The following is a 25,315-nucleotide window of genomic DNA, read 5'->3' on the forward strand; positions in this document are numbered from 1 at the left end:
GCCCGCGGCGCGCGCGGGCCCCGCCCGGGCGGGCGCCTCACACCCCCGGCACCCCCGGCAGTTCCGGCAGCTCGCCGCTGCGCGCCACCCGCCCGTACCAGTGGGCGCTCGCCTTCGGGGTGCGGACCTGCGTGTCGTAGTCGACGTGCACGGCCCCGAACCGCTTCTCGTACCCGTACGCCCACTCGAAGTTGTCCAGCAGCGACCACAGGAAGTACCCGCGTACGTCGGCGCCGGCCTCCACCGCCCGGTGCACCGCCTCCAGGTGGGCGTGGACGTACGCGATCCGCTCCGGGTCGTGGACGGCGCCGTCCGGCCCGACCGCGTCCTCGTAGGCGGCGCCGTTCTCCGTGACGTACAGCGGCAGCTCCGGGTAGTGGCGGGACAGCCGCGTCAGCAGGTCGTACAGGCCGGAGGCGTCCACGGACCAGCCCATCGCGGTGAGGTCGCCGGGCGGCTGGTGGAAGGACACCTCGTCCGCGCCCGGCCACGGGGACGAGGCGCCGCCGCCGTGCCCGCCGTCGCCGCCGGCCGGCCCGTCGCCGCCGCGCGCGGACACCAGGGTCGGCGTGTAGTAGTTGACGCCCAGGAAGTCCAGCGGCTGGTGTGCCGTCGCGGTGTCCCCCGGCAGGACGAACGACCAGTCCGTGAGGCGCGCGGTGTCGGCCGGCAGGTCCTCCGGGTAGGCGCCGTCGAGCATCGGGCCGAGCCACACCCGGTTGCCGACCGCGTCGATGCGGCGGGCCGCGTCCAGGTCGCCGGGCGCGTTCGTCAGCGGCCGCACCTCGTGCAGGTTGAGGGACACGCCCACCTCGGCGCGCGGCGGCAGCGCGGCCCGCAGCGCCTGCACGCCGAGGCCGTGGGCGAGGTTCAGGTGGTGCGCGGCGCGCAGGGCGGCGACGGGGTCGGTGCGGCCGGGGGCGTGGACGCCGGAGCCGTAGCCGAGGAAGGCGCTGCACCACGGCTCGTTGAGGGTGGTCCACCGCTCCACCCGGTCGCCGAGCGCGTCCGCGACGAGCGCCGCGTACGCGCCGAACCGCTCGGCGGTGGCGCGCTCCGGCCAGCCGCCCGCGTCCTCCAGCTCCTGCGGCAGGTCCCAGTGGTACAGGGTCAGGGCGGGGCGGATGCCGGCGTCGAGCAGCTCGTCGACGAGGGCCCGGTAGAAGTCGAGGCCCTTCTGCACGGCGGGCCCCCGCCCGGTGGGCTGCACCCGCGACCAGGAGACGGAGAAGCGGTAGGCCGTGAGGCCCAGCTCCCGCATCAGCCGCACGTCGTCGCGGAACCGGTGGTAGTGGTCGACGGCCACGTCACCGGTGTGCCCGCCGAACACCTTCCCCGGCGTGTGGGAGAAGGTGTCCCAGATGGAGGCGGTACGGCCGTCCTCGGCCGCCGCGCCCTCGATCTGGTACGCGGCGGTGGCGGCCCCCCAGAGGAAACCGGGCGGGAAGTGGCGGGTCGCGGTGAGCGGCCGGGCTTCGGACGCAGTCATGGAAGAGCGCTCCCAACGCGGGTAGGAAGAAGGGGCGTGGCGGGTGCCGGAGCGGCGGTGGGGCGGCGCGGTGCGGCGCCCGGGGTGCCGAAGCGGGGTCGGCGCGTCAGCTCTTGACGGCGCCCGAGGTGATGCCGCCCACGATGTGCTTGCCGAGCAGTGCGAAGACCGCCAGCAGGGGCAGGGTGGAGATCAGCGCGCCCGTCAGCACGACGGCCTGGTTGACGGTGTGGTTGCCGGAGCCCAGGCCGGCGAGGGCGACCTGGAGCGTCGGGTTCCCGTCCGGTGTCAGCGCGATGAACGGCCAGAAGAAGTCGTTCCACGCCTGGACGAAGACGAGCATGCCGAGGACGGCCATCGCGGGCCGCGCCACCGGGAACACCACGTGCCAGATGATCCGCATGCTGTGCGCGCCGTCCACCCGCGCCGCCTCGACCAGTTCGACGGGCAGCGCCTCCAGCAGGTACTGCCGCATGAAGAACACGCCGAACGCGGCGACCAGCGAGGGCAGCACCACCGACTGCAACTGGTCCACCCAGCCCAGGTCGGTGATGATCCGGTACAGGGGGATGACGCTGAGCTGCGGCGGGATCGTCATGGTCGCCACCACCAGGGCCAGCAGCACGTTGCGGCCCCGGAACGGCAGCTTGGCGAAGGCGAACCCGGCCAGCGTCGAGAACAGCACGGTCGACACCGCCACGAGCCCCGCCACGACGGTCGTGTTGACCAGGGCCTCGCCCATGTCGACCTGGTTCCAGGCGAACGACAGGTTCTCGAACAGGCGCGGCCCCGGCAGCAGCGGGGCGGGCGCCTCCACGACGCGCTCCCCGGTGTGGGAGGCGGCGACGAGGTTCCAGTACAGCGGGAACAGGGAGACCAGGGCGGCCAGCCCCAGCAGGACGTAGGTGACGGGCCCGGCGTGGTGCTGCCGGCCGGCCGTCTGCGTGAGCTTCATCGGTCAGGACCCCTGCCTCGTGCGGTGGACGCGGGCGGACAGCAGCCGCAGGCCGCCGATGAGGAGCAGGAGCAGCAGCATCACCCAGGCGATGGCCGACGCCTGCCCGAGCGCGCCCGTCACCCAGCCCTTCTCGTACATGAGCAGGCTGAGCGTCTGGAACTGGTTGCCGCTGCCGCCGCTCACCCCGAGGCTCCCGCCGAAGAGCATCGGCTCACCGAACAGCTGGGTCGCGCCGATCGTCGACACGACGATGGTGAAGAGGATCGTCGGCCGGATCGAGGGGATGGTGACGCTGACGAACTGCCGCCAGCGCGACGCCCCGTCCAGGGCGGCCGCCTCGTACAGGTCCTGCGGGACGGCCTGCATCGCGGCGAGGTAGATCAGCGCGTTGTACCCCGTCCACCGCCACGTCACGATCACCGAGATGGCGATCTGCGCGGGCCACTTGGACGACTCCCAGCTGACCGGCTCGAACCCGACCCAGCCCAGCACGGTGTTGATCAGCCCGTAGTCGCTGTTGAACAGCTGCGCGAAGACGAGGGTCGCGGCGGCGATGGACGTGGCGTAGGGGGCGAGCACCGCGACGCGGAAGAAGCCGCGCCCGCGCAGCTTGTAGTTGAGCAGGTGCGCCAGGCCGAGCGCCATCAGCAGCTGCGGGACGGTGGACAGGACACCGATGGTGAACGTGTTGGCCAGCGCGTTCCAGAAGAAGTCGCTGTCCCACAGGGCGGTGTAGTTGTCGGCGCCGCGCCACTCGGCCTCGCCGCCCAGCTCCACCCGGTGCAGGGAGAGCCAGCCCGTGTACACCAGCGGGAACAGCCCGAACGCGGCGAAGCACAGGAAGAACGGCGCGACGAACGCGTACGGCGTCGCCTTGAGGTCCAGCCGGTAGAGCCTGCTGCGCCAGCCCGCGCGGGCCGGGGACGCTGCCGGCTTCCGGGGGGCGGGGGGCGGCGGGGCAGGGGGCGGCGGCGGGCCGTCGGCCGCCGCCCGGACGGAGGTGGCCACCAGGAGGGGTCCTTTCGTTCGGGCTTCTTGTGGCACGGGTGCGCTGTTCTCGTGGCGCGGGTGCGCCTCGGCCGTGGTGGGGTTCTCGTGGCGCGGGTGCGCCGGGGCCGTGGTGGGCCGGGCGCTCGACGGGCGACGGGGGTGAGGGCCGGGGTCGGTGCTTCGCTCGCGGTCGTGTGGGGCGGGCGTGGCGACGGGGGCTGCCCCGGCGGCCGTGGTGGGCCGGTGCCTGGTGGGGGCGGTGCGCGGGGTGGGCGCGGTTCGCGGGTTCCCGCCTGCGGCGTGCCGGGCGCGGGCGGGCGGGCCGCCCAGGCCGCCCCTTGTGCGCGCCCGCTCCCGCCCCGGCCCGGACACGCCCACCCGCGCCCGGGCCCGTCGGTCCCTCCGCCGCTACTGGGCGATCTTGTCGTCGACCAGCTTCTTCACGTTGTTCCACGCCTCCTCGGGCGGCGTGCCGCGCTGCTCGATGTCGAGGATGCCGTTGTCGGTGACGAACGTCTTGACCTGGCCGTCGTACCGGCTGACCGGCGCGGGCGTGATGCCCTGGGCGGCCGACGAGTAGATCTTCCCGACGGGGGTGTCGCCGAAGTACGGGATCGTGGCGTTCTGGACGGCGTCGGAGGCGAGGGTGTCCTTCGTGGACGGGATGTTGCCGTTCACGCCGAACACCTTGGCGTGCTGCGCGGGCGCCGTCAGCCAGGCGGCCAGCTTCGCGGCCTCCTCGGTGTGCTTGCCGGCCTTGGGGACGGCGAGGAACGACCCGCCCCAGTTGCCGGCGACGGGCGGCGCCGCGATGTCCCACTTGCCCTGGTTGGCGGGCCCGGCCTGGTCCTTGATGATGCCGGTCATCCACGACGGGCAGGCGACGGTGGCGAACCGGGAGTTCTTGAACCCGGCGTTCCACGTGCCCTTCTCGTCGAACTGGCGCAGCTTCGCCGTGATGCCGCTCCGCGCCGCGTCGACGGCGAGGCCCCACGCCGTGCGGACGCCGGGGCTCTCCTCCCAGGCGAGCTTGCCCTCGGCGTCGGCGTACTGGAGGGGCTGGCTGGACAGGACGGCGTTGAACAGTCCGCTGGCGGAGTCGTGGAAGGCGGTCCCGGCGGGGGCGCTGCGCTGGTACGTCTTGCCCGCGGCCACGAACTTCGCCCAGTCCCCGGCCCACAGCCGCGCGACCTGCTCGCGGTCGGTGGGCAGCTTGGCCTTGGCGAAGAGGTCCTTGTTGTAGCAGATGGCCATGGGGCCGATGTCGGTGCCGAGACCGATGACCTTGCCGTCGGCGGTGGTGGCCTGCTTGATCTTCCAGTCGAGGAACGCGGAGGTGTCGGCGCCGCCGGTCTTCGACAGGTCGACCCACTTGCCGGCCAGGGTCGGCCCGGTCGCCTCGGCGATGTACCCGACCTCGACGGCCTGGATGTCGGCGAGCCCGCTGTTGCGGGAGAGGCGCAGCTTGAGGGTGTCCCAGTACTTCTGGCCGTCCGCGACGTTCGACTCGACGATGTCGATGTTCGGGTTCAGCTTCTCGTACTCGGCGTACAGCTTGGCGCCGTTCTTGTCGTCGTAGCCGAACGACCCGAAGGTGCCGATCCGCAGCGTGATCTTCCCTTCGGTGCCCGCGCCCGAAGCGGAGCCGTCGCCCCCGCCGTCGCTGCAACCGGCGATCAGGGCCGCGCAGGCCGCGAGGGCGGTCGCCGCGAGTGCGGGGCGGCGTCTGCGGGCCAGGTCACGGGTACTGCTCGAAGTGCGCATTCTCCACTCTCCTCGTCCAGGGTGGTGCGGGGTCGCGCCGGGCCGGGGCGGCCGGTGCCCGGGGGGCCGGGTGGCCTGACCGGGGCGGATCGGATCGGCGTGCGGCGGCTCGTGCGTCGGATCCGGCGAGCCCTCGCGGGAGGGTGGGAGCGCTCCCACGTCGCCTTGCCGGAAGGTTGCTGCCTGGCGGGTACGGGTGTCAAGAGATGAACGCGAATTGGTCCGGTCGCGGGTGTCGGGCGTCCGCCATGCGGTGCGCGCCTTCAGGACCTCAAGGCCGCCGCTGGAGCCGGCGGCCACGATCGGCTACGGTGGGAGCGCTCCCACCACCCTCGGTCAGGTTTCGGCCCTCCCGCTGGGGCCGGTACGCGGGGCAGGCTCTACTTTGACTCCAGCAGGGGCCGCGCCGCCGGGCGGGCCCCGCGGCTCTCCGCCCCGTGGCGAGCCGGCACCGAGAACGGGACGGGAGACGTGACGCGATGGCGGTGAACGGACGGCAGACGGGCAGGCCCACCCTGGAGGAGGTCGCGGCCCGGGCGGGCGTCGGCCGCGGCACGGTCTCGCGCGTCATCAACGGCTCGCCCCGCGTCAGCGACCGCGCCAAGGCCGCCGTCTCCCGGGCCGTCGCCGAACTCGGGTACGTCCCGAACCGCGCCGCCCGCGCGCTGGCCGGCGCCCGTACGGACGCGGTGGCGCTGGTCATCCCGGAGACGGAGGCGCGGCTGTTCGCCGAGCCGTACTTCCTCGACATCATCCGCGGGGTGAGCGCCGAACTCGCCGACGCCGACAAGCAACTGCTGCTCACCCTGATCCGCACCAGCCAGGAGCGCCAGCGCTTCGAGCAGTACCTGGCGGCGCAGCGCGTCGACGGGGTGCTGCTGGTGTCGGTCCACGCGGACGACCCGCTGCCGGACGTGGTGCGCGGCCTGGACATCCCCGCGGTCCTCAACGGCCGCCGCTCCGAGGCGGAGCCCGTGGCGTACGTCGACTCCGACAACGTCGGCGCGGGCCGCTCCGCCGTCGCCCACCTGGCGGACGGCGGCCGCCGCCGGATCGCCACGATCACCGGCCCGCTCGACATGTACGTGGCCCGCTGCCGCCTCGACGGCTACCGCCAGGGCCTCACGGCCGCCTGCCTCGCGGCGGACGAGGGCCTCGTCGCGGCCGGGGACTTCACCGAGAAGGGCGGCCACCGCGCGATGGTGGAGCTCCTGGAGCGGTGCCCGGACCTGGACGCGGTCTTCGCGGCGTCGGACGTCATGGCGGCGGGCGCGCGCGTCGCCCTGCGCGAGGCGGGCCGCCGCGTCCCGGACGACGTGGCCCTGATCGGCGTGGACGACTCGGCGGTGGCCCGCCACATGGACCCGCCACTGACGAGCGTGCGGCAGCCGATCGAGGAGATGGGCCGCGTGATGGCCCGCGTCCTCCTCCAGGAGATCGCCGGCACCGGCTCCGAACCCCGCCAACTCGTCCTGCCGACGTCCCTGGTGATCCGCGACTCGGCGTGAACGGGGCGGCGCCGGGCGCGCCACCCCTCCCCGCGCCCCGCCGACGTCCCGTGCGGCGGGCTGTCGCGGCACTGGAGGGGGCGCGCCGGCATCGCTTCCGCGCGGTCGGACACCCTCGTCGGCGGCGCCGGGCCTGGGCGAAGGTCTCCTCGCCCCGGTTGATCGCGTGCTCGTCATCGCCGAGGTGTTCGAAGGCAGCCGGCAGGCCGGCACCGTGCCCTCGGCGGCCCGCGTGGGTGTGAACGAGGTGGGGCGCCGCGGCCTGCCTCGCCCGTGACCGCCCCAGCCCCGCGATGGCCGGTGCGGGAAGCCACTGGAGCAGGGAAAACGCAACTTCGACACGGTCCGCAGAGGCGGCTACCTTCACCTGGTCTTCGGCGATCGCCCACGGGTGCACAGGAGTTCCTCCAGGGCGAGCCACCCGCCACGGGATGAGCCGGCCCCACCTCGTGCATCGCCACCCCGTGCGTAAGCCACGGAACCGGGCCCACACCAGGCCCCCGACCAGGGAGAGACACATGGCCCATCTCGCGCTGTACACGTTCGGCGTCCTGAAGTCGCCTCTCGCCGATCCCGCGCCTCTCACGCGCGAACTCCACGACAGCGGCGCGGCCGTCTACCGGAGGCTCAGCCGGCACCCCGGCTACCTCGCTCGTGCCGAAGCGGCAGGCGGCGGCCGGGGCACACACTTCGACCTGGACTGGGGTGCGTGGGGAGCGTTCGCGGTACCGACCTGGTACGACAAGGGCCGAACGGTGGCGACCGCCGCCCTGGACGCGACCCTCTCGCTCTGGACCGACCTGCGCTCCGCCTTCGACGCCGTCTACACCGGTCCGCACCGTGAGGCGCTGAACAGGCGTCACGACTGGTTCGAGAGGACCGGACACCCGAGTCACGTGACCTGGTGGGTCTCAGAGGGCGTGATACCGACCTGGCAGGACGGGGTCTCCAGGCTGGAGCACCTCCACGACCACGGCTCCGCGCCGCACGCGTTCACCTTCCACCGCCCTTTCGCCCCGGAGGGGACTCCGACCAGGATCGAAGCCATCGGGGACGAAGGGGGGCAGGTTCGCTGACGAGGGAGCTCGCGTGAGGCCCGGCTGCTCCCGTACGAGCATGAAGCCGTAGCCACCGGGTGCATCCACGCGACCTTCCGCTCCTCGGCGACGGTGACGGCGACGGCGACGGCGACGGCGTCGACCCGGCCTGCGGAACTGTGGGTGGTCGGCCGCGGCCTGACCGGGTGGCGGCCGCACTCCTGCCGCACCTACGCCGCAGGGAAGCCTTCCGGCGGGGCCGCGCTGCCTTCGGACGTCCCCGCGTCGCCGAAACCCGGTGCCGGTCCGGCGGCGCGTCGCCTAGGGTCACGCCCATGCCTTCCGCGCCGCGCCTTGAGAAGATCACGCCCGACAACGTCACCGACGCGTGCCGGTTGCGTGTACGGCCCGAGCAGGAGGGGTTCGTCGAGTCGGTCGCGGAGTCCCTCGCCGAGGCGTACGCCTCGCCCGGCATCGCCTGGCCGCGGCTGGTGTGCGACGGGGCGGAGGCCGTCGGCTTCGTGATGGCGTTCCTCGACGTCCCGTTCGACTTCGACGGGCCCGGTGCCGCGCCCCGCAGCGGGCTGTGGCGGCTGGCCGTCTCCGCCGACCACCAGGGCGGCGGCTACGGCCGGTTCGCCGTCGGGGCCGTCTGCGACGAGGTCCGGCGGCGGGGCGGGTCGACGGTGACGGTCACCTACAAGCCCGGGGAGCACGGTCCGGAGGGGTTCTACGCGCGGCTCGGCTTCCGCGCGCTCGGCATGACGGACGACGGGGAGGTCCTCGCCGAACTGCACCTGCCCCAGGTGGCGGCGACCGCGGCGGGCCTGAGTGGAGCGGGCCTCTCCGCGTCCACCGCCTGAGCGCCCGCCGTCCGCCCCGTACCGGGGCGGACGGCGGGCTCCCGCGCCGCCCCTACGCGGGGCGGGCGTACGGGCGGGTGATGATCTCCATGTTGTGGCCGTCCGGGTCCTCGAAGTAGGCGCCCCGCCCGCCGAAGAGGGTGTTGACCTTGCCCTTCTCGGTGTGGTGCGGGTCGGCGTAGTACGTCACGCCCGCCGTCTCCAGGCGGTCGATCATGGTGTCGAACTCCTCGTCGGGGACGAGGAACGCGTAGTGCTGCGAGGCGACCTGTCCGTCGGGCGCCGTGTAGAAGTCGAGCGTCACGCCGTTGCCGGTGTCCACCGGCACGAACGGCCCGAAGGGCGCGCCGACCTCCAGGCCGAGGATCCCGGCGAGGAACTCGGCGGACGCCTGCTTGTCGGTGGCGTGGACGACGGTGTGGTTGAGATCTGCGGTCATGGATGTTCCCTGTGTGGTCGATGGGCGTCGAGGCGTGGCGGAGTCTCACGTGCGGTGGAGGCACGGAGAGGGGCGCGTCGGAGGGACGCGCGCACGCCGAGGGGGGCCTCTGGCCCGCCCCGCGCTCACGAGGAGGCCGGGTGCCCCACTCGCTGATGGCCCATGGCCGACCCGGCAGTCACATCGTCGACTCTAACCCTGCCCGCCCCGGGTGACCACGCGGTTTCGGCCGAACTGCCGCCGTCTCAGCGCAGGTCGAGCAGTTCCACCATCCCGGTGCTGTCCTCCGCGCCGTGGCCCGCTGCGACCCGCCGCGCCATCAGCTCCACGTACGGCGCGAGGAGCTCGGGGCTGACGCGCTGCTCCTCGGCGGTGCGCAGCAGCGTCGCGTTCCCCGCCGACTGCATCGCGAGATTGGACACGACACCCTTGCCGTAGTCGCCCGTCTCGATCTGCTCGGCGGCCGTGTGCGCCGACTGGGCCATGGCGGTCAGCCAGTCGACGAGCAGCGCGGCGAAGTCGCGCGGCGGGACGTCCTCGTGGCGTACCAGGGCGAAGGCGTGGAGGATGCCCGCGAACATCCCGCTCATGGCGCTGAGCAGGGCCACGTCGTGCAGCGCGGCGAACCCGGGGTCCTCGCCGACGTACGTCGCGGCGGCCGGGACGGCGAGCGTGGCGCGGTGCTCGGCGAAGAGGGCGGGGGAGCCGCTGTAGAAGACGTACGCCCCGGAGTCGGGCGCGCCGACCATCGGCGGTACGGCCATGATCCCGGCGTCCAGGAAGCGGGCGCCGCGCTGCCGGGCCCAGGCGGCGCGGGCGCGGCCGTCGCCGGGGGTCCCGGTGGTGAGGTTCACCAGGTCGCGGCCGGTCAGGTCCGTCCCGTCGAGGGCGTCGCCGAGGGAGTCGTCGTCGAGGAGGCAGGCCACGACGAGCCGGTTCGCCGCCACCGCCTCGGCGGCCGAGGCCGCGACCTCCGCCCCCAGCACGGCGAGCGGCTCGGTACGGGAGGGGGTGCGGTTCCAGACGGTGAGCGGGTGGCCCGCGGCGAGCCAGGCCCGGCCGAGGGCGCTGCCCATGTCGCCGGTGCCGAGCAGGGTCAGCGGGGCGGGCGACGGCGCGGGGGAGCCGGCGGGGGAAGGGGTGGTGTCGGTCATGACGGTTAGGCTCGTCGGTGCGGGGCGGCCGCTCAAGTACGCACTTTCGAGTGGGTGGTCACCTCCGGGTAAGCATCCAGGCGGAGGGGGTGGCGGCATGGCGGTGACCAGGCGGCCGGGGGCGTACGTGTGCGGGATCGACGCCGCGATGGACGTGATCGGCGGGAAGTGGAAGGTCCTCATCCTGTGGGCGCTGCACGAGCGTCCGTGCCGCTTCGGCGAGCTGCGCCGCGAGCTGCCCGGGGTGACGGAGAAGGTCCTCGCCTCGCACCTGCGGGAGCTGGAGGCCGACGGCGTCGTCCACCGCGAGGAGTACGACGAGGTGCCGCCGCGCGTCGAGTACTCCCTGACGCCGGTGGGCGTGTCGCTGAACGAGGCCCTCGCCCCGCTCGGCGCCTGGGGCCGCGACCACGTCCTGGCCCCGGCACGCGAGGCCGCCGCCACCACCGCACCGCAGCCCGCCGCCGTACCGCGCTGACCCACACCCCGGCGCCGCACCGCATCCCGCCGCCGCACCGCCGTACGGCGCTGACCCGCGCCCCGGCGCCGCACCGCTGTCCGCCGCCGTACGGCGCCGAGCCGCTGCCCGGTGCCGCACCGCCGTACCGCGCCGAGCCGCCGCTCGGCGCCGCCCGTGCCGCTGAGCGGTGTGGGACGAGCCCCCGCACCCGGGAACGTACCGCCGGGTGCGGGGGCTCGTGGTCAGGAGCCGGCTGCGGGCGTCAGAGCGCCGGGTGGGCGTTCTTCAGCAGCTCCTGGAACTGGGCCGAGAACCACGCGCCCGAGATCGGGGCGTCGGGCAGGGCCCCCGACATGTTGTTGTTGTTCCGCGGGTTCCCGGTGTACGTGGGGTCGCACATCCGGTCGAAGCCCTTGCCGTCGGGGTTGGGGATGAGCTTGCTCGACCCGTCGGACTCGCCCGGGGGCTTCATCCACACGTAGGCGTCGATGCCCGGCTCCGGGTTGGCCTTCGGCCGCTCGCCGAGGCCGGCACCCGCCTGGTTGCACCAGTTGCCGAGGTGGATGCGGCGGTCGTAGCGGCCGCCGTCGACGTACGCGTCGACGCTCGTCCGCGGGCCGGGGCCGGCCGGGCGGGCCGCGCCGCCCCAGCCGTTGCGGGAGGTGTCGATCAGCATGCCGAGGTTCGGCGAGAAGCCGATCCGGACCAGCTCGTTCCGCATGGCCTGCGCGAACGACAGCTCGTCGGTGTACCGGTTCCAGTCGATCCACTTCGAGGTGCGCACCGACTGGCCGCCCACCGTGTCGTTGACGGTGAAGTTGTCCTCCTTCAGGGCGCTGTAGTTGGCGGTGTTGACGATGAAGCCGTGGACGTTGGCGACGGTCGAGCCCTGCGCCGTGGCCGCCTCCTTGAAGATCTGGGCGGACGCGGCGAAGTTGTCGTCCCAGCCGAGCCAGCCGTGGTGGCCGGCGTCGACGTAGTTGTAGACGTTCGGGACGGCGCCCAGCTTCGCCAGGGCGTAGCCGACGCCCTTGACGTAGTTGCCGTTCGCCTTCATGACGTCGCAGTTGGGCGTCGCGGTCGGGCGCGGGGTGACGTTGGTGACGAGGTTGGGCAGGCTGTCGATCTCGACCGTCGTCACGATCCGCAGACCCTTGTACTTCGGGTCGGCGAGGATCCCGGCGATGGGGTCGATGTACTCGCGCTGGTAGCGGCCGATCTCCGTCGGGCCCAGCTCGCCGTTGGAGGCGAGCGCGGAGCAGTCGCGGCCCGGCAGGTTGTAGATCACCAGCTGGACGACGAGTTCGCCGCTGCCCTTCTGGCGCAGGGCCTCGTCGAGGTGGTCGCGCAGCCCCATGCCGCCGTTGGCGCCCTCGATCGCGGCGATGCGGTCGAGCCAGACGCCCGTGGGCTGGTTGGCGACCTTGGCGCCGCCCGGTTCGGCGGCGGCCTTCGCGGACCACTCGGGGTTCACGTACACCTTGGCGCCCGTGTACGGGTTGTCGACCCGGTTGCCGGCCGGCGGGTCCGTGGGCGGGTCGGTGGGCGGGTCGGTCGGGCCGGTGGAGCCGTTGCAGACGACGCCGTTGAGCTTGAACACCGTGGGTACGGCGTTGGTCCCGCCGTGGGAGCCGTTGAACCCGAAGGACGTGGAGGCCCCGGTGGCGAGGGAGCCGTTGTACGCGAGGTTCCTCGCGGTGACGGCCGCGCCGGACTGGGTGATCGCGGCGTTCCAGTGCTGGGTGACCTGCTGACCGCCGGCGAAGGCCCACTCCAGCGTCCAGGCGGCGACCGGGTCGCCGGTGTTGGTGACGGTGACGTTGGCGCCGAAGCCGTTGCCCCACTGGTTGGTGACGGTGTAGTCGACCTTGCAGCCCGGGGCGGCGGCCCCGGCGGGGGAGGAGAGCGCGGTGGCGGTCGCGCCGGCCGTGGCGATCAGGGTGCAGGCGGCCAGCAGTGCCGTTCTGCTGCGGCGGCGGGGTACCGGAACGGTGGTGCCGATGGTGCTGGTGCGGCTCATGGGGATGGGGTTTCCTCTCTGATCTCTCCCGGTCTCTCCGGGCGTGCGGTTGTCCTGCGGAGGTGGTGCCGTAGGGGGTGGTGCCGTATGGCGGTCGTGCCGTGCGGGCCGGTGCTCAGCCGGCCAGCGCGCGCAGGTGGTCCCTCAGCCCCGCGCCGAACGGCGTGGGGGTGCCGTCGTACGCCCTGATCAGGGCCGGGCCCGCGGAGCAGTCCCAGGTGTTCCAGGTCCAGCCCAGGTACGACTGGCCGCGGGCGTCGAACCACGCCATGACGCGGTCGATGAAGCCGTGGCCGCAGGTGTTCTCGCCGATCTCGCCCGCCACCAGCGGTACGCGGGCGGCGACCGGGGCGAGTGTGGCGTCCCAGCAGCTCTCGGTGGAGCAGGTGTTGAAGTTGTAGACGTGCCAGGCGGCGGCGAGATTGCCGGCCGGGTCGGTCGGGGCGTGCGTGAGCCACCGGCTCAGGTCGTTGGCGTACGCGAGGCCCGGGACGAGCACGAGGTTCCTCGCGCCCGTGGCCCGTACCGCGTCGAGGAGGTCCTGCATGCCGGCCACCTCGTAACCGATGCCGGGGCAGGTGCCGCCGTCCCGCCAGCACGCCCAAGCCGCCTCGGCCGTCGGGGTGGCGCGGTCCGCGTAGGGCTCGTTGAACAGGTCGAACACCACGCGCCGGTCGTCCTTGAAGGTGTCCGCGACCGAGGTCCAGAACGCCGGGGTGTACCGGGCGTTGGGCATCGGCTTCTGGCAGCTCGCGTGCTCGTCGGCGCAGCCGGCGGAGTTGCCGGTGTACCGGCCCCAGCTCCAGTGCAGTTCGAGCACGGGGGTCATGCCGTGCGCCAGCACGCGGTCCACGAACTGCTCGACCGCGTCGACGTAGGCGGTCCCGCGGTACCTCGGGTCGATGTTGTCCAGGCCCAGCCAGCACTCCTCGTTCAGGGGGATGCGTACGGTGTTCGCCTTCCACTCCGCGATGGCGCGCACGGAGGCGTCGTCCACGGGGCCGTCGAAGATTCCGTGGCCCTGGACGCACATGAACTCGCCGCCGGAGCGGTTGACGCCGAGCATGCGGCGGGTCTGGCCGTCCTCGTCCACGAGGCGGTTGCCGCTCGCGGTGAGGACGGGCGCCCCGCCACCGGGGTCCGGCGGGTCCGGCGGATCGGGCGGATCCGTCGGGCCGCCCGCGTCGCCGCAGGCGGTGCCGTCGAGCGTGAAGCCGGTCGGCGCCGGGTTGGCGCCGGAGTACGAGGCGACGAAGCCGGCCGTGACGGCGGCGCCCGTGCCGAGTGCCGCGTTCCAGCTCTCGTTCACGACCGTCACCGAGGTGCCGGACTGGGACCACCGGGCGCCCCAGCCCTGGGTGACCCGCTGGCCGCCCGGGAAGCCGAAGCCGAGCCGCCAGCCGTCCAGCGCGGGGCCCCGGTTGGTGACCGTGACGGAGCCCTGGAACCCGCCGGACCACTGGTTGACGACGGTGTACTCCACCGTGCAACCGGCGGCGGGTACCGCCGCCCGCGCGGGGGCGGCCGTACCGACCGGGGCGTCCGCGGACGCGGCGGCCACCGGCTGGGCGTCCGCCACGGGGGCGGCCGCACCGACCGGGCCGGCGGCCGCGGGGGCCGCCGGTGCGAGGACCACGCCCGCCAGGGCGAGCGCGGCTCCCGCGACCAGTTCCGACGTACGGCGGGACGACGTGCGACGGGACGACGTGCGGGGGTGCGAGGTGCGGAGGAGCGACGTGCGAAGGAGCGACGTGCGGGGGGCTGACGTGCGCGGGGATGTCGATGACGTGCGCGGGGAGTGTCGCATGAGCGACTCCTTGCAGTTCAGGCGCGTACCTGACAACGCGCCGACTGTCGTGGAACCGCTCCCACTGGTGCCGCCGACCGTAACGCCCGTCCGCCGTCAAGCAACAGAGGGTGGGCGGAGTTTTTCTTTCGAAGTTCTTCGACTCTTCACATGCCTTGACCGCGCACCCGCCCCTCTCCATAGTGGGAGCGCTCCCACTGGTTCAAGGCTTGTCACCCCCACTCCTCCTGCCCTACTGAGCCGCTAGGAGAGACCCGCATGTCGCCAGGACCACGTACGGGCCGGCGCCGACGGCTGACGGCCGTCCTGGCCGCCGTCCTCGCCCTCCCTCTGGGCATGACCGCGGCCAACGGCGCACCCGCCGGGGCGCGCGCCGCCGCAACCGCCGCCGCAGCCGTCCAGTGCAGCGTCGACTACCGGACCAACGACTGGGGCTCCGGCTACACGGCCGAGCTGACCCTCACCAACCGGGGCACCGCCGCCCTCGACGGCTGGACCCTGCGCTACGACCAGACCGGCAACCAGCGGCTGACCAACGGCTGGAACGGCACCTGGTCCCAGACCGGCAAGACCGTCACGGTCACGCCCGTCGGCTGGAACAGGACCGTCCCCGCGGGCCAGGCCGTCACCGCCGGCGCCCAGTTCACCTACAGCGGCACCAACGCCGCACCCACCTCCTTCACCGTCGACGGCACCCTCTGCGCCGGCGCCCAGCAGCCGCCGGTCGCCGTGCTGACCAGCCCCGCCCCGGGCGCCACCTACACCGCGGGCGACCCGGTCCCGCTGGCCGCCACCGCGGCGGCCGCCGACGGGGCGACCGTCGCCAAGGTCGAGTTCTACGACGACACGACCCTGCTCGGCACGGACACCACCGCGCCGTACGCCCTCACCGCCCGGGACCTCGCCGCGGGCACCCACTCGCTGTACGCGAAGGCGTACGACAGCCGGGGCGCCTCCGCCGAGTCCGCCCCCGTCGGCATCACCGTCGCCGCCGGGCCGGCCCTCGTCGCGACCCCCGCCCAACTGCCGGTCCGGCAGGGCCAGTCCGCGACCTTCGACGTGAAGCTCTCCACGCGGCCCGCCGCGAACGTCACGGCGACCGTCGCCCGCGTCTCGGGCACCACCGGCCTCACCGCGGCGCCCGGCACGCTCACCTTCACCCCGGCCGACTGGAACACCGCCCGCAAGGTGACCGTCACCGCCGCCGCGACCGGCACGGGCTCCGCCGTGTTCGCCGTGACGGCGCCCGGCCACGCGAAGGCCGAGGTGACCGCCACCCAGCTGGACGGCGACTCCACCTACGACGCCCGGTTCCTCGCCATGCACGCCAAGATCACCGACCCGGCGAACGGCTACTTCTCGCCGGAGGGCATCCCGTACCACTCGGTCGAGACGCTCATCGTCGAGGCGCCCGACCACGGCCACGAGACGACGTCCGAGGCGTACAGCTACCTCATCTGGCTCGACGCCATGTACGGCAAGGTCACCGGCGACTGGACCCGGTTCAACGGCGCGTGGGACACCATGGAGAAGTACATGATCCCCACCCGCGCCGACCAGCCGACCAACGACAAGTACAACGCGTCGAAGCCGGCCACCTACGCCCCCGAGCACGACCTGCCGACGCAGTACCCCTCCCGCCTCGACGCCGGCGTCCCCACGGGCGCCGACCCGATCGCCGGCGAGCTGAAGAGCGCCTACGGCACCGACGACGTCTACGGCATGCACTGGCTCCAGGACGTCGACAACGTCTACGGCTTCGGCAACGAGCCCGGCAAGTGCTCTGCCGGCCCCGCCGCCACCGGCCCCTCGTACATCAACACCTTCCAGCGCGGCCCGCAGGAGTCCGTCTGGGAGACCGTGACCCACCCCACCTGCGACAACTTCACCTACGGCGGCCGCAACGGCTACCTGGACCTCTTCACCGGCGACGCCTCGTACGCCAAGCAGTGGAAGTTCACCAACGCCCCCGACGCCGACGCCCGCGCCGTCCAGGCCGCCTACTGGGCGGACGTCTGGGCCAAGCAGCAGGGCAAGGGGACGGCCGTCTCCGGCGTCGTCGCCAAGGCCGCCAAGATGGGCGACTACCTGCGGTACTCCCTCTTCGACAAGTACTTCAAGAAGGCCGGCGACTGCGTCGGTCCGACCACCTGCCCCGCCGGCACCGGCAAGAACAGCGCCCACTACCTGATGTCCTGGTACTACGCCTGGGGCGGCGCCACCGACACCTCCGCCGGCTGGGCCTGGCGCATCGGTTCCAGCCACGCCCACAGCGGCTACCAGAACCCGCTCGCCGCGTACGCGCTCAGCGAGTACGCCCCGCTCAAGCCCAAGTCGGCGACCGGCGCGCAGGACTGGGCGACCAGCCTGGACCGGCAGGTCGAGTTCTACCGCTGGCTCCAGTCCGACGAGGGCGCCATCGCGGGCGGCGCCACCAACAGCTGGCAGGGCCGCTACGCCACCCCGCCGGCCGGCACGCCCACCTTCCACGGCCTGTTCTACGACGAGAAGCCCGTCTACCACGACCCGCCGTCCAACCAGTGGTTCGGCTTCCAGGCGTGGTCCATGGAACGGGTCGCCGAGTACTACCACCAGAGCGGTGACGCCCTCGCCAAGAGCGTCCTCGACAAGTGGGTCGACTGGGCCGTGTCGCAGACCACCGTCAACCCCGACGGCACGTACCGCTTCCCCTCCACCCTGCGCTGGTCCGGCAAGCCCGACACGTGGAACGCCGCCAACCCCGGTCCCAACGCCGGCCTGCACGTCACCGTCGCCGACTACACCGACGACGTCGGCGTGGCCGCCGCGTACGCCAAGACCCTGACGTACTACGCCGCCAGGTCCGGCGACGCGGACGCCAAGCGGGTCGCCAAGGCGCTGCTCGACGGCATGTGGCAGCACCACCAGGACCCGCTGGGGATCGCCGTGCCGGAGACCCGCGCCGACTACGAGCGCTTCGACGACCCGGTGCACGTCCCCGCCGGCTGGACCGGCACCATGCCGAACGGCGACCGGATCGACTCCGCGTCCACCTTCGCCTCGATCCGCTCCTTCTACCAGGACGACCCGGCCTGGCCGAAGGTCGAGGCCTATCTGAAGGGCGGCGCCGCGCCGGTCTTCACGTACCACCGCTTCTGGGCGCAGGCGGACATCGCGCTCGCCATGGGCGCGTACGCGGAGCTGCTCGAATAGCCCCGCGCTGACTCCGCGTACGTCACAGCCGGGTGGGGCGCGCCGTCCGCGCCCCACCCGGCACACGCACGCGCCGACCCTCTCGGGCCGTCCCCGGGCGCCTTCGGACCAACCCCCTCGCGCCCACCCCCCCGCCCGCCGCGTCCCGTCCTTCCGCCGCACGCCCCCGCCCGTACCCCTTCCGCCTTCCGCGCGCCCCGACAGGAGGCACCGTGCGCAAGAAGTGGAACCTGCTCGCCGGCCTGGCCCTGACCGCCGGCCTGCTCGCCGCCGCCCCACCCCCACCGGCCCCACCACCCCCTTCCGCCCCCGCCGCGGGCACGGCCCCGGTCGCGCACCCGACCCCGACGACCGCAGGCAGCGCACGGACCCTCCCGGCCATCCCCGGCACCGCGCCCGCCCCGCCCGCCTCCGCGGGCGCGACCGCTCCGAACGCCACCACCGCCGACACGTACACCTGGAAGAACGTCCGCATCGACGGCGGCGGCTTCGTCCCCGGCATCGTCTTCAACCGCGCCGAGAAGGACCTCGCCTACGCCCGCACCGACATCGGCGGCGCCTACCGCTGGCAGCAGTCCACCAAGACCTGGACGCCGCTGCTGGACCACGTCGGCTGGGACCGCTGGGGCCACACCGGCGTCGTCAGCCTCGCCACCGACGCCGTCGACCCGGACCGCGTGTACGCCGCCGTCGGCACCTACACCAACGACTGGGACCCCGGCAACGGCGCCGTCCTGCGCTCCACCGACCGGGGCGCCACCTGGCGCACCACCGACCTGCCGTTCAAGCTCGGCGGCAACATGCCGGGCCGCGGCATGGGCGAGCGCCTGGCGATCGACCCGCACCGCAACGGCGTGCTCTACCTCGGCGCGCCCAGCGGCCACGGCCTGTGGCGCTCCACCGACTCCGGCGCCACCTGGTCGAAGGTCACCGCCTTCCCCAACCCGGGCACCTATGCCCAGGACCCCACCGACCCCTCCGGTTACGCCTCCGACAACCAGGGGATCGTCTGGGTCACCTTCGACGAGTCCACCGGAACCCCCGGCTCCGCCACCCGCACGATCTACGTCGGCGTCGCCGACAAGGAGAACGCCGTCTACCGCTCCACCGACGCCGGCGCCACCTGGTCCCGGCTGCCGGGCCAGCCGACCGGCCTCCTCGCCCACAAGGGCGTCCTCGACGCGCGCGGCGGCCGGCTGTACCTGGCGTACAGCGACACCGGCGGCCCGTACGACGGGGCGGACGGCGCGGTCTGGCGGTACGACACCAAGGCCGGGACCTGGCAGGACGTCACCCCGGACGCCGACCCCTACTACGGCTTCAGCGGGCTGAGCCTCGACCGGCAGCGGCCGGGCACCGTCATGGTGACCGGCTACAGCTCCTGGTGGCCCGACACGCAGATCTTCCGCACCACCGACGGCGGGGCGAACTGGACCCGGGCATGGGACTTCTCCCCCTATCCCGAGCGGACCGACCGCTACACGATGGACGTCTCCTCCTCGCCCTGGCTGAGCTGGGGCGCGACCCCGGCCCCGCCCGAACGCAGCCCGAAGCTCGGCTGGATGACCGAGGCGCTGGAGATCGACCCGTTCGACTCCGACCGGATGATGTACGGCACCGGCGCCACCGTCTACGGCACCGAGGACCTCACCCGGTGGGACACCGGCGGGAAGATCACCATCAGGCCGATGGTCCGCGGCCTGGAGGAGACGGCCGTCAACGACCTCGTCTCCCCGCCGTCCGGCGCGCCGCTCCTCAGCGCCCTCGGCGACATCGGCGGCTTCCGCCACACGGACGTCACGAAGGTCCCCGCGATGATGTTCACGTCCCCGAACTTCACCAGCGGGACGAGCCTCGACTACGCGGGCGCGAGGCCGGACACGGTCGTCCGCGCCGGGCACCTCGACGGGGGCCCGCGGATCGCGTTCTCCACGGACAACGGCGCGACCTGGTCCGCCGGGCAGGAGCCGCCGGGCGTCTCCGGCGGCGGCACGGTCGCCGCGGCGGCGGACGGCAGCCGCTTCGTGTGGAGCCCGGACGGCGCCGGGGTGCACTGGGCGTCCGGACCGGGCGGCGCGTGGACGGCGTCGCGGGGCGTGCCGGCGGGCGCCGTCGTCGAGGCGGACCGCGTCGACCCGCGCCGGTTCTACGCCTTCGCGGGCGGCACGCTCCACGTCAGCACGGACGGCGGCGCGACGTTCACCCCGAAGGCTACGGGCCTGCCCGCCACGGGGAACGTCCGCTTCCAGGCGGTCCCCGGCCGATCCGGCCACCTCTGGCTCGCGGGCGGCGCCACCGGGGCGTACGGACTGTGGCGCTCCACCGACGCGGGGGCGACGTTCACCAGGCTCCCGGGCGTCGAGGAGGCCGACACCATCGGCTTCGGCAAGGCCGCGCCGGGCGCCTCGTACGACACGCTCTACACGAGCGCCAGGATCGGCGGCGTCCGCGGGATCTTCCGCTCCACCGACACCGGCGCGACCTGGACCCGGATCAACGACGACGCCCACCAGTGGGGGTGGACGGGCGCGGCCATCACCGGCGACCCGAGGGTCTTCGGCCGCGTCTACGTCTCCACCAACGGCCGCGGCATCGTCTACGGCGACCCCTCCGGCACCCCCGCCCCCGACCCCGACCCGGATCCGGACCCTGACCCGCCCGCGAAGGCCCCGTGCGAGGCGGCCTACCGGGTGACCAACCAGTGGCAGGGCGGCTTCCAGGCCGAGGTCTCCGTACGGAACACCGGCACGACCGCGTGGAACGGCTGGCGGGCCGCCTGGACCTTCCCCGACGGCCAGCGCGTCACCCAGGGGTGGAACGCGACCCTCACCCAGTCCGGCACCGAGGTGACCGCCGCGCCGGTCGGCTGGAACACGCGGGTCGAACCGGGCGGCACGGTCGCCTTCGGGTTCACCGGCACGTGGTCCGGCGCGAACCGTCCGCCACCGGCCCTCACCGTGGACGGCACGCGCTGCACGACGCCGTCACCGTGACGGCGGAGCCGGGCGCGGGGCCCGCCCCGCGCCCGGCTCCCCCTTCAGCCCAGCCGCACCGTGCCACCCCGGCGCCGGCGCTGGTGGTAGGCGACGGTCACGGCGACCAGCAGCGGCGGCCAGGCGAGCAGCGGCAGGTAGCAGGCGAGGAGCAGCGCGTCCTGCGCGGGCGTCCCGATGGTGAGGTCCCCGAGTCCGGCCGCCTGGGCGTGGAAGGCGTACACGGCGATCCCGGCCAGCCCGGCGGCGCCCAGCAGCGCGGGCACGACGGCGGCGAGCGGCCGCACGCGCCGACCGCCGAGCAGCGGCACCCAGCGGGGCACCACCTCCCCCCACCCCCGCACGAGCCCCAGCGTCAACAGCGCGAGCAGCTCCGACAGGACGCTCAGGCCCACGACGTACGCGGTCTCCCACCCGCCCTCGACGGGTCGTTCGGCGACGGGCAGCCCGGCGGCGAGGGCGATCCGCCACAGCCCGGACGGCAGGGTGACGAGCGGGACGGCGTGGGCGGCGAGCACGGCCCAACGGGGCACGTTCGGCAGGGCGTTCATGGTCAGCATGCGCCCAGACTGCCGCCGGCCCCGGGGCTCCGCCGTCGCCCCATGGGCGCATCATCCGCCCACCCCTCCGCCCCCCGGCGGACCCGCCCCTACACCTCCGGTCGCCCACGGCGCGGGCCCCACGACCCGGCGCGGCGAGGCCAGCCACAGCCGCTGCCCGCCGGCCGTCACGGTCAGCCCGAACGCGTCGGCGGACGGCCGCCCCAGCCCGGCGTACTCCGCCTCCACCCGCTCGACCTCCCGCCACAGGTCGCGGGGCCCGTACTCCCACACCTCGCGCGCGGCGGCGTGCGCGGCGGAGCCCGCCCCGTCCTGACACCAGAACTCCGCGCCGTCACCCTCCCCGGAGTGCCAGGCGCGCACCCCGGGGAGCCGTGCCCCGGCGTACAGGGCGAACCCGAGGTCGAGCAGGCGCGCGGGCGGCAGGGCCCCGGCGCGGCGGCGGGCGGTGGCCCCGTCCACGCCCGCCGCGTCGTCCGCCGCCCGGTGGGACCGCATCGGCATGTACGAGGCACCACCGTGGAAACGCCCCTCCGAGACGGCTCCCGTTCCGGCGGTGAGCCGCACGAGCGCACCGGACCAGAAGTCCCGGTACAGCGGCGCCACCAGCACGCCACCGGGGCGCAGCTGGGCGAGGAGGTCCGGCGGTACGCGGCGGACCCCGCAGGTCACGACGATCCGGTCGAACGGCCCGGCACCGGGCAGCCCCCACGCACCGTCGCCGTGGACGGTGTGGGGTGCGTACCCGGCGGCGGAGAGGGCCCGCGCGGCCCGGTCGGCGAGGGCCGCGTCGACCTCCACGGTGTGGACGTTCCGGTCGCCGACCCGCTCGCACAGCAGCGCGGCCAGGTGCCCGGTGCCGGTGCCCACCTCCAGCACCCGGTGCCCGTCGCGCAGGTCGAGGACCCGCAGCATCCGCGCGACCATGCTGGGTTGGCTGTTCGAGCAGGTGGCGACACCGGGGCCGTCGAGCCGGCCGTCGTCGAGCTGGGTGACGACGGGCTCGTCGGAGTGGAGCAGCGCGAGCCGCCCGTCACCGGTGACGGGCACGCACCCGGCGGGCGTCTGCCGCCAGGCCGTCTCCGGGACGAACGCCGCCCGGGGGACGCCGAGCCAGACGCGGTACCACTCCGTGTCGAGCAGTCCGCGCTCGTGGAGCGACTCCACGAGCGCGAGGTGCCCGGGATGCGGGGCGAGACCCATCCCCGCCCCCTACTTGCCGGGCCCGGAACCGTCGGGCGACGGCGGCGGGTTCCACGGCTTGTCGGACGGCGGCCCGGCGTGCTTCCCGTCGGTCATGAGGGGACCTCCTCGGTGGGGGGTACGGCAGTGGTGGCAGGACCGGCAGGACCGCGGCCACCAGGAGAGGTGGTAGTCGACCCAGTCGTCCGGTTTGTAGTCGTGCCGCCCCAGGTCGACGGCGGTGCTGGGCGTGAGGACGACACCGCAGTGGACGCAGTCCGCCCCCCGCCGCTGCCGCTCGCTGACCCGCCGCACCGGCGGCACTCCGCCCGGTACGGCCGCCGGGGCGCGCCCGCCGCTCACCGCCCCGCCTCCCCGCCCGCGCACCGCGCGCACGCGCAGGGCGGATAGCGCAGCCCGTCGACGGGCGGATCGCCGGCCTCGAACTCCCGCCGCTCGCGCACGGTGTCGGCGGTGCCGTCGGCACGGACCCGGTACACGCGCAAAGTCATGCCGCTCACCGGACGGCCCCGTCGCCCGACAGGTAGGGGCGTACCGGTGAGCCCGTCTCGATCAGCACGGTCGGCTGTGCTGCTGCCCGTGGCAGATGCGGGGCGACAGGCTGCCAGGCGGTGGCGGGCGGTGCTGCACATCGGAGTGTGGAGCCGCTGCTGTACATCAGGTAGGGACGGTGGGGCGGTCGCGCGGCGTTGCGGGGGCGGGCGGCGAGGCGCCGCCCGGTGACCAAGGCACGTGCCTGTCGCAGAAGGCGCCGGAGGTGTGAGGGTGGGCGTCGGCGGTGGGGCATCTGCTCTCCGTTGTAGCCGGTGGTGTACGAACCGGCACTGACGGTAGGAGCGATTGGCGGGAGGGGAGGGGAGGAATCCATACCCCTCGTGACTCAGGCGGCCAGCAGGCCGATCTCGACCGCCAGTTGCGACGCCCGTCGGCGTCGGTAGGCCACGCGCGACTCCGTCTCCTCCAGCAGGATCCGCCTCGCGTAGCCGTTGTACCGGACCGTCTCCGGCGCTTCCTGGTGTGCCTGCGCCAGCGTGGCGACGGCGATCTCCGGCTGGCCGTTCAGTTGATGGGCGCGAGCCTCCTCGATCCGGTGCCGGGCGCGGCGGGGCCGGGACGGGATGCTCGCCGGGTCCATACCCGCCGCCTGCCGGACCGACTCGCGGCCTGCGCGGAGTTCGACCGCGACGGTGACCGCATGAGCTCCGATCACGGCCCGGGAGAACGAGGTCACCGGATGGTAGTAGTGCTCGGGCAACTGGTCGGCCACCCTGCGTGCCGTGTCCCAGTGCCGCCACGCCGTACCGGTGTCGCCGCGGCGCGCCGCGGTGTACGCGGCCTCGAACCAGAGGGCCCCGGCGATGGCGACCAGGTTCGCGTCCCCATCCGCCAGCATCGGGTCCAAGTGAGCCAAGGCGTCATGGGTGATGGTGTCTGCCGGGTCGAAGTGCTTCGGTCCGCTGTCGCGGTGGGCCTGCGCGAGCAGCCACGCAGAGACGCCCACGGCGTGTGGGTCGTCGGCCTGCTGAGCCGCCACCATGCCGCGCTCCGCCACCCGCCACAGCAGTGCCGCGTCGGGCTGATAAGCCACGAAGAACTGGCACAGGCTGTACACCTCGGACAGCGCGGACTGCGCAGCGCGCCAGTCCGCGGGCCGCTCCGCCTGTCGAACGGCGAGCTGGGCGTCGCGGATCAGGTCCGGCAGGAGGCTTCCGACCACTTCGCGGTGATGGGGCGAGGAATGCCGGGCGGCCCAGGCCCGGGCCAGCCGGGCCCGCAACTGAGCCGGCGTCGGAGCCTGCTTCCCCCGCATGGGCGCCAGCGCGTCCACCGCCGAGCGCACGGCGGCGAGCCGCGGGTGACCGGGACCGGCGAACAGATCCACCTCTGAAGGCCGCCCCGTGAGTTCGGCGAGCTGCCGTACGCGCAGGGCCTCGGCGATGCGCAGCACGACGTCGACGCCAGGTGCCCGGATGCCGCCCTTCTCGACCTGTTTCACCCACTCGGGTGAGCGGCCGAGAAGTCCACCGAGGACGGTGCGGCTCATGCCGCGGCGCTCACGGAGGATCTGCATCCTCTGCCCGAACGTCATCGGGTCGGCGTACGGGTCCGGGGTGGCGTCAGAAGACATGCCGTTGCCCTTCCTCTGTACAGCAGGACGCCTCCAGAGTAGGGGCAAGTAGGCGGCCGGGTAACGCTCTTGGCGCGCCGCGGGCAGGCGCGGACCGGTGAGGGCGAGCGATCCGCACAGGAGGAGGGGCGCACCGACGTCACACCGACGCGCCACCCGATCGGGGCCTGAGGGTGACGGGGCAGGAGTTCCACAGGGCCACTCCGGCGCGGAGCAGTGCCAGTACCGCGCGTCGCTCGTCGGGTGTCCACTCGGCGCACTCGTTTCCGAACAGCCGCTCGTAGGCGCCGTGGCGCGCGGCTCCCTGCGAGGGCAGCCGGTGGGCCGCGTCGAGCCCTCGGGCCAGATCGTCGAAGAAGTTCCATGCCTCCAGCACCGCGCCCGGTGGGACGTGTCGACGGCCCGGGTCCTCCAGCCAACGCTCGACGCGGACGAGCTCCAGGGTGTCGACCTCGGAAGTGGCCAGCCGCCGCCCTTGCCGACGCGCGTACACCCGCGCTTGCCGAGCGGTCGCGAACAGCGGCACTCGCCGGCTCTCGGGTGCCGGCGACGTCAGCACCCGATCCGGTTCGTCGTCCCGGCCACCGATCCACAGGACCACCCCGCTGCGGCTGAGCCCCCGCACCCGGTACGCATGGGGACTGCCCCCTCCACCGCGGCGTCCGGCCGCGCCCGCGTCCGCCCTCTCGATCTCCGTCACGCCCTCACCCTGACACGGCACGGCAGAACCGTTGCGCGCCTTTCTCCGCA

Annotated in this window: 20 protein-coding genes; 6 read left to right on the forward strand and 14 right to left on the reverse strand. The window is 73.8% G+C overall.

Features of this window, described 5'->3' with window-relative positions; genetic code table 11:
• Nucleotides 1-37 precede the first annotated feature (37 nt).
• The 4 genes from LPA54_RS27645 to LPA54_RS27660 form a co-directional block, all read right to left on the reverse strand.
• Nucleotides 38-1,489 (reverse strand): glycoside hydrolase family 1 protein, encoded by a 1,452-nt coding sequence (locus LPA54_RS27645; protein ID WP_228982631.1) that lies wholly within the window; start codon nucleotides 1,487-1,489, stop codon nucleotides 38-40.
• A 106-nt stretch (nucleotides 1,490-1,595) separates the two neighbouring features.
• Complete coding sequence (locus LPA54_RS27650) at nucleotides 1,596-2,444, reverse strand: carbohydrate ABC transporter permease (RefSeq protein ID WP_228982633.1); 849 nt, start codon at nucleotides 2,442-2,444, stop codon at nucleotides 1,596-1,598.
• A gap of 3 nt (nucleotides 2,445-2,447) precedes the next feature.
• On the reverse strand, nucleotides 2,448-3,455 hold the full coding sequence (locus LPA54_RS27655) for a carbohydrate ABC transporter permease (RefSeq protein ID WP_228982635.1): 1,008 nt from the start codon (nucleotides 3,453-3,455) through the stop codon (nucleotides 2,448-2,450).
• Nucleotides 3,456-3,845: 390 nt separating this feature from the next.
• Entirely contained in the window at nucleotides 3,846-5,201 is a 1,356-nt protein-coding gene (locus LPA54_RS27660; protein WP_228982638.1) for an ABC transporter substrate-binding protein, read from the reverse strand.
• Between the two features lie 479 nt (nucleotides 5,202-5,680).
• Between LPA54_RS27660 and LPA54_RS27665 the strand changes: the two genes are divergently transcribed.
• The 3 genes from LPA54_RS27665 to LPA54_RS27675 all read left to right on the forward strand — a co-directional run bounded on the left by LPA54_RS27665 (nucleotide 5,681) and on the right by LPA54_RS27675 (nucleotide 8,609).
• Nucleotides 5,681-6,709 (forward strand): LacI family DNA-binding transcriptional regulator, encoded by a 1,029-nt coding sequence (locus LPA54_RS27665; protein ID WP_228982640.1) that lies wholly within the window; start codon nucleotides 5,681-5,683, stop codon nucleotides 6,707-6,709.
• Between the two features lie 518 nt (nucleotides 6,710-7,227).
• The gene (locus LPA54_RS27670) at nucleotides 7,228-7,785 is read left to right on the forward strand and encodes a DUF3291 domain-containing protein (protein ID WP_228982642.1); all 558 of its coding nucleotides are present in this window, start codon (nucleotides 7,228-7,230) and stop codon (nucleotides 7,783-7,785) included.
• 296 nt (nucleotides 7,786-8,081) lie between these two features.
• Nucleotides 8,082-8,609 (forward strand): GNAT family N-acetyltransferase, encoded by a 528-nt coding sequence (locus tag LPA54_RS27675; protein ID WP_228982645.1) that lies wholly within the window; start codon nucleotides 8,082-8,084, stop codon nucleotides 8,607-8,609.
• A gap of 52 nt (nucleotides 8,610-8,661) precedes the next feature.
• Here the strand turns inward: LPA54_RS27675 and LPA54_RS27680 are convergent, their stop codons facing one another.
• Both LPA54_RS27680 and LPA54_RS27685 read right to left on the reverse strand, forming a co-directional pair.
• On the reverse strand, nucleotides 8,662-9,048 hold the full coding sequence (locus LPA54_RS27680) for a VOC family protein (protein ID WP_228982647.1): 387 nt from the start codon (nucleotides 9,046-9,048) through the stop codon (nucleotides 8,662-8,664).
• A gap of 245 nt (nucleotides 9,049-9,293) precedes the next feature.
• On the reverse strand, nucleotides 9,294-10,202 hold the full coding sequence (locus tag LPA54_RS27685; protein WP_228982649.1) for an NAD(P)-binding domain-containing protein: 909 nt from the start codon (nucleotides 10,200-10,202) through the stop codon (nucleotides 9,294-9,296).
• 97 nt (nucleotides 10,203-10,299) lie between these two features.
• Between LPA54_RS27685 and LPA54_RS27690 the strand changes: the two genes are divergently transcribed.
• Nucleotides 10,300-10,680, forward strand: a complete 381-nt coding sequence (locus tag LPA54_RS27690; RefSeq protein ID WP_228982651.1) for a helix-turn-helix domain-containing protein — start codon at nucleotides 10,300-10,302, stop codon at nucleotides 10,678-10,680.
• A 244-nt stretch (nucleotides 10,681-10,924) separates the two neighbouring features.
• Here LPA54_RS27690 and LPA54_RS27695 read toward each other — a convergent pair whose 3' ends face one another.
• Both LPA54_RS27695 and LPA54_RS27700 read right to left on the reverse strand, forming a co-directional pair.
• Nucleotides 10,925-12,682, reverse strand: a complete 1,758-nt coding sequence (locus LPA54_RS27695; RefSeq protein WP_228982653.1) for a glycoside hydrolase family 6 protein — start codon at nucleotides 12,680-12,682, stop codon at nucleotides 10,925-10,927.
• A 115-nt stretch (nucleotides 12,683-12,797) separates the two neighbouring features.
• Nucleotides 12,798-14,489, reverse strand: a complete 1,692-nt coding sequence (locus tag LPA54_RS27700) for a cellulase family glycosylhydrolase (protein ID WP_228982654.1) — start codon at nucleotides 14,487-14,489, stop codon at nucleotides 12,798-12,800.
• A 258-nt stretch (nucleotides 14,490-14,747) separates the two neighbouring features.
• Between LPA54_RS27700 and LPA54_RS27705 the strand changes: the two genes are divergently transcribed.
• Both LPA54_RS27705 and LPA54_RS27710 read left to right on the forward strand, forming a co-directional pair.
• On the forward strand, nucleotides 14,748-17,681 hold the full coding sequence (locus LPA54_RS27705) for a glycoside hydrolase family 48 protein (protein ID WP_228982656.1): 2,934 nt from the start codon (nucleotides 14,748-14,750) through the stop codon (nucleotides 17,679-17,681).
• Between the two features lie 380 nt (nucleotides 17,682-18,061).
• Nucleotides 18,062-20,674, forward strand: coding sequence for a cellulose binding domain-containing protein (locus LPA54_RS27710; protein ID WP_228982725.1), 2,613 nt, complete (start codon nucleotides 18,062-18,064; stop codon nucleotides 20,672-20,674).
• A 44-nt stretch (nucleotides 20,675-20,718) separates the two neighbouring features.
• On the opposite strand, the gene LPA54_RS27715 is transcribed toward LPA54_RS27710, so the two are convergent.
• From LPA54_RS27715 to LPA54_RS27740, 6 genes are all read right to left on the reverse strand, one after another.
• The gene (locus LPA54_RS27715) at nucleotides 20,719-21,234 is read right to left on the reverse strand and encodes a hypothetical protein (RefSeq protein ID WP_228982658.1); all 516 of its coding nucleotides are present in this window, start codon (nucleotides 21,232-21,234) and stop codon (nucleotides 20,719-20,721) included.
• 51 nt (nucleotides 21,235-21,285) lie between these two features.
• On the reverse strand, nucleotides 21,286-22,437 hold the full coding sequence (locus tag LPA54_RS27720) for a methyltransferase domain-containing protein (RefSeq protein WP_228982659.1): 1,152 nt from the start codon (nucleotides 22,435-22,437) through the stop codon (nucleotides 21,286-21,288).
• Nucleotides 22,438-22,446: 9 nt separating this feature from the next.
• Entirely contained in the window at nucleotides 22,447-22,779 is a 333-nt protein-coding gene (locus LPA54_RS27725) for a hypothetical protein (RefSeq protein WP_228982661.1), read from the reverse strand.
• Complete coding sequence (locus tag LPA54_RS27730) at nucleotides 22,776-22,928, reverse strand: hypothetical protein (RefSeq protein WP_157901936.1); 153 nt, start codon at nucleotides 22,926-22,928, stop codon at nucleotides 22,776-22,778. Before LPA54_RS27730 ends, LPA54_RS27725 begins: the two co-directional genes overlap by 4 nt.
• A 389-nt stretch (nucleotides 22,929-23,317) precedes the next feature.
• Nucleotides 23,318-24,565: a helix-turn-helix domain-containing protein gene (locus tag LPA54_RS27735; RefSeq protein WP_228982662.1), complete on the reverse strand. Its 1,248-nt coding sequence runs from the start codon at nucleotides 24,563-24,565 to the stop codon at nucleotides 23,318-23,320.
• 139 nt (nucleotides 24,566-24,704) lie between these two features.
• A complete protein-coding gene (locus tag LPA54_RS27740) occupies nucleotides 24,705-25,265 on the reverse strand; it encodes a hypothetical protein (protein ID WP_228982665.1) in 561 nt (186 codons plus the stop codon).
• Nucleotides 25,266-25,315: the final 50 nt, after the last annotated feature.

This window comes from Streptomyces sp. DH12, from assembly GCF_020873895.1.
Taxonomy (GTDB): domain Bacteria; phylum Actinomycetota; class Actinomycetes; order Streptomycetales; family Streptomycetaceae; genus Streptomyces.

Excerpts from the sequence above, each read along its gene's own strand:
- LPA54_RS27720 (WP_228982659.1), bottom strand. The coding sequence starts at position 22,437 with ATGGGTCTCGCCCCGCATCCCGGGCACCTCGCGCTCGTGGAGTCGCTC.
- LPA54_RS27695 (WP_228982653.1), bottom strand. The coding sequence starts at position 12,682 with ATGAGCCGCACCAGCACCATCGGCACCACCGTTCCGGTACCCCGCCGC.
- LPA54_RS27665 (WP_228982640.1), top strand. The coding sequence starts at position 5,681 with ATGGCGGTGAACGGACGGCAGACGGGCAGGCCCACCCTGGAGGAGGTC.
- LPA54_RS27715 (WP_228982658.1), bottom strand. The coding sequence starts at position 21,234 with ATGCTGACCATGAACGCCCTGCCGAACGTGCCCCGTTGGGCCGTGCTC.
- LPA54_RS27670 (WP_228982642.1), top strand. The coding sequence starts at position 7,228 with ATGGCCCATCTCGCGCTGTACACGTTCGGCGTCCTGAAGTCGCCTCTC.
- LPA54_RS27660 (WP_228982638.1), bottom strand. The coding sequence starts at position 5,201 with ATGCGCACTTCGAGCAGTACCCGTGACCTGGCCCGCAGACGCCGCCCC.
- LPA54_RS27680 (WP_228982647.1), bottom strand. The coding sequence starts at position 9,048 with ATGACCGCAGATCTCAACCACACCGTCGTCCACGCCACCGACAAGCAG.
- LPA54_RS27700 (WP_228982654.1), bottom strand. The coding sequence starts at position 14,489 with ATGCGACACTCCCCGCGCACGTCATCGACATCCCCGCGCACGTCAGCC.
- LPA54_RS27685 (WP_228982649.1), bottom strand. The coding sequence starts at position 10,202 with ATGACCGACACCACCCCTTCCCCCGCCGGCTCCCCCGCGCCGTCGCCC.
- LPA54_RS27650 (WP_228982633.1), bottom strand. The coding sequence starts at position 2,444 with ATGAAGCTCACGCAGACGGCCGGCCGGCAGCACCACGCCGGGCCCGTC.
- LPA54_RS27675 (WP_228982645.1), top strand. The coding sequence starts at position 8,082 with ATGCCTTCCGCGCCGCGCCTTGAGAAGATCACGCCCGACAACGTCACC.
- LPA54_RS27690 (WP_228982651.1), top strand. The coding sequence starts at position 10,300 with ATGGCGGTGACCAGGCGGCCGGGGGCGTACGTGTGCGGGATCGACGCC.
- LPA54_RS27705 (WP_228982656.1), top strand. The coding sequence starts at position 14,748 with ATGTCGCCAGGACCACGTACGGGCCGGCGCCGACGGCTGACGGCCGTC.
- LPA54_RS27645 (WP_228982631.1), bottom strand. The coding sequence starts at position 1,489 with ATGACTGCGTCCGAAGCCCGGCCGCTCACCGCGACCCGCCACTTCCCG.
- LPA54_RS27730 (WP_157901936.1), bottom strand. The coding sequence starts at position 22,928 with ATGACTTTGCGCGTGTACCGGGTCCGTGCCGACGGCACCGCCGACACC.
- LPA54_RS27735 (WP_228982662.1), bottom strand. The coding sequence starts at position 24,565 with ATGTCTTCTGACGCCACCCCGGACCCGTACGCCGACCCGATGACGTTC.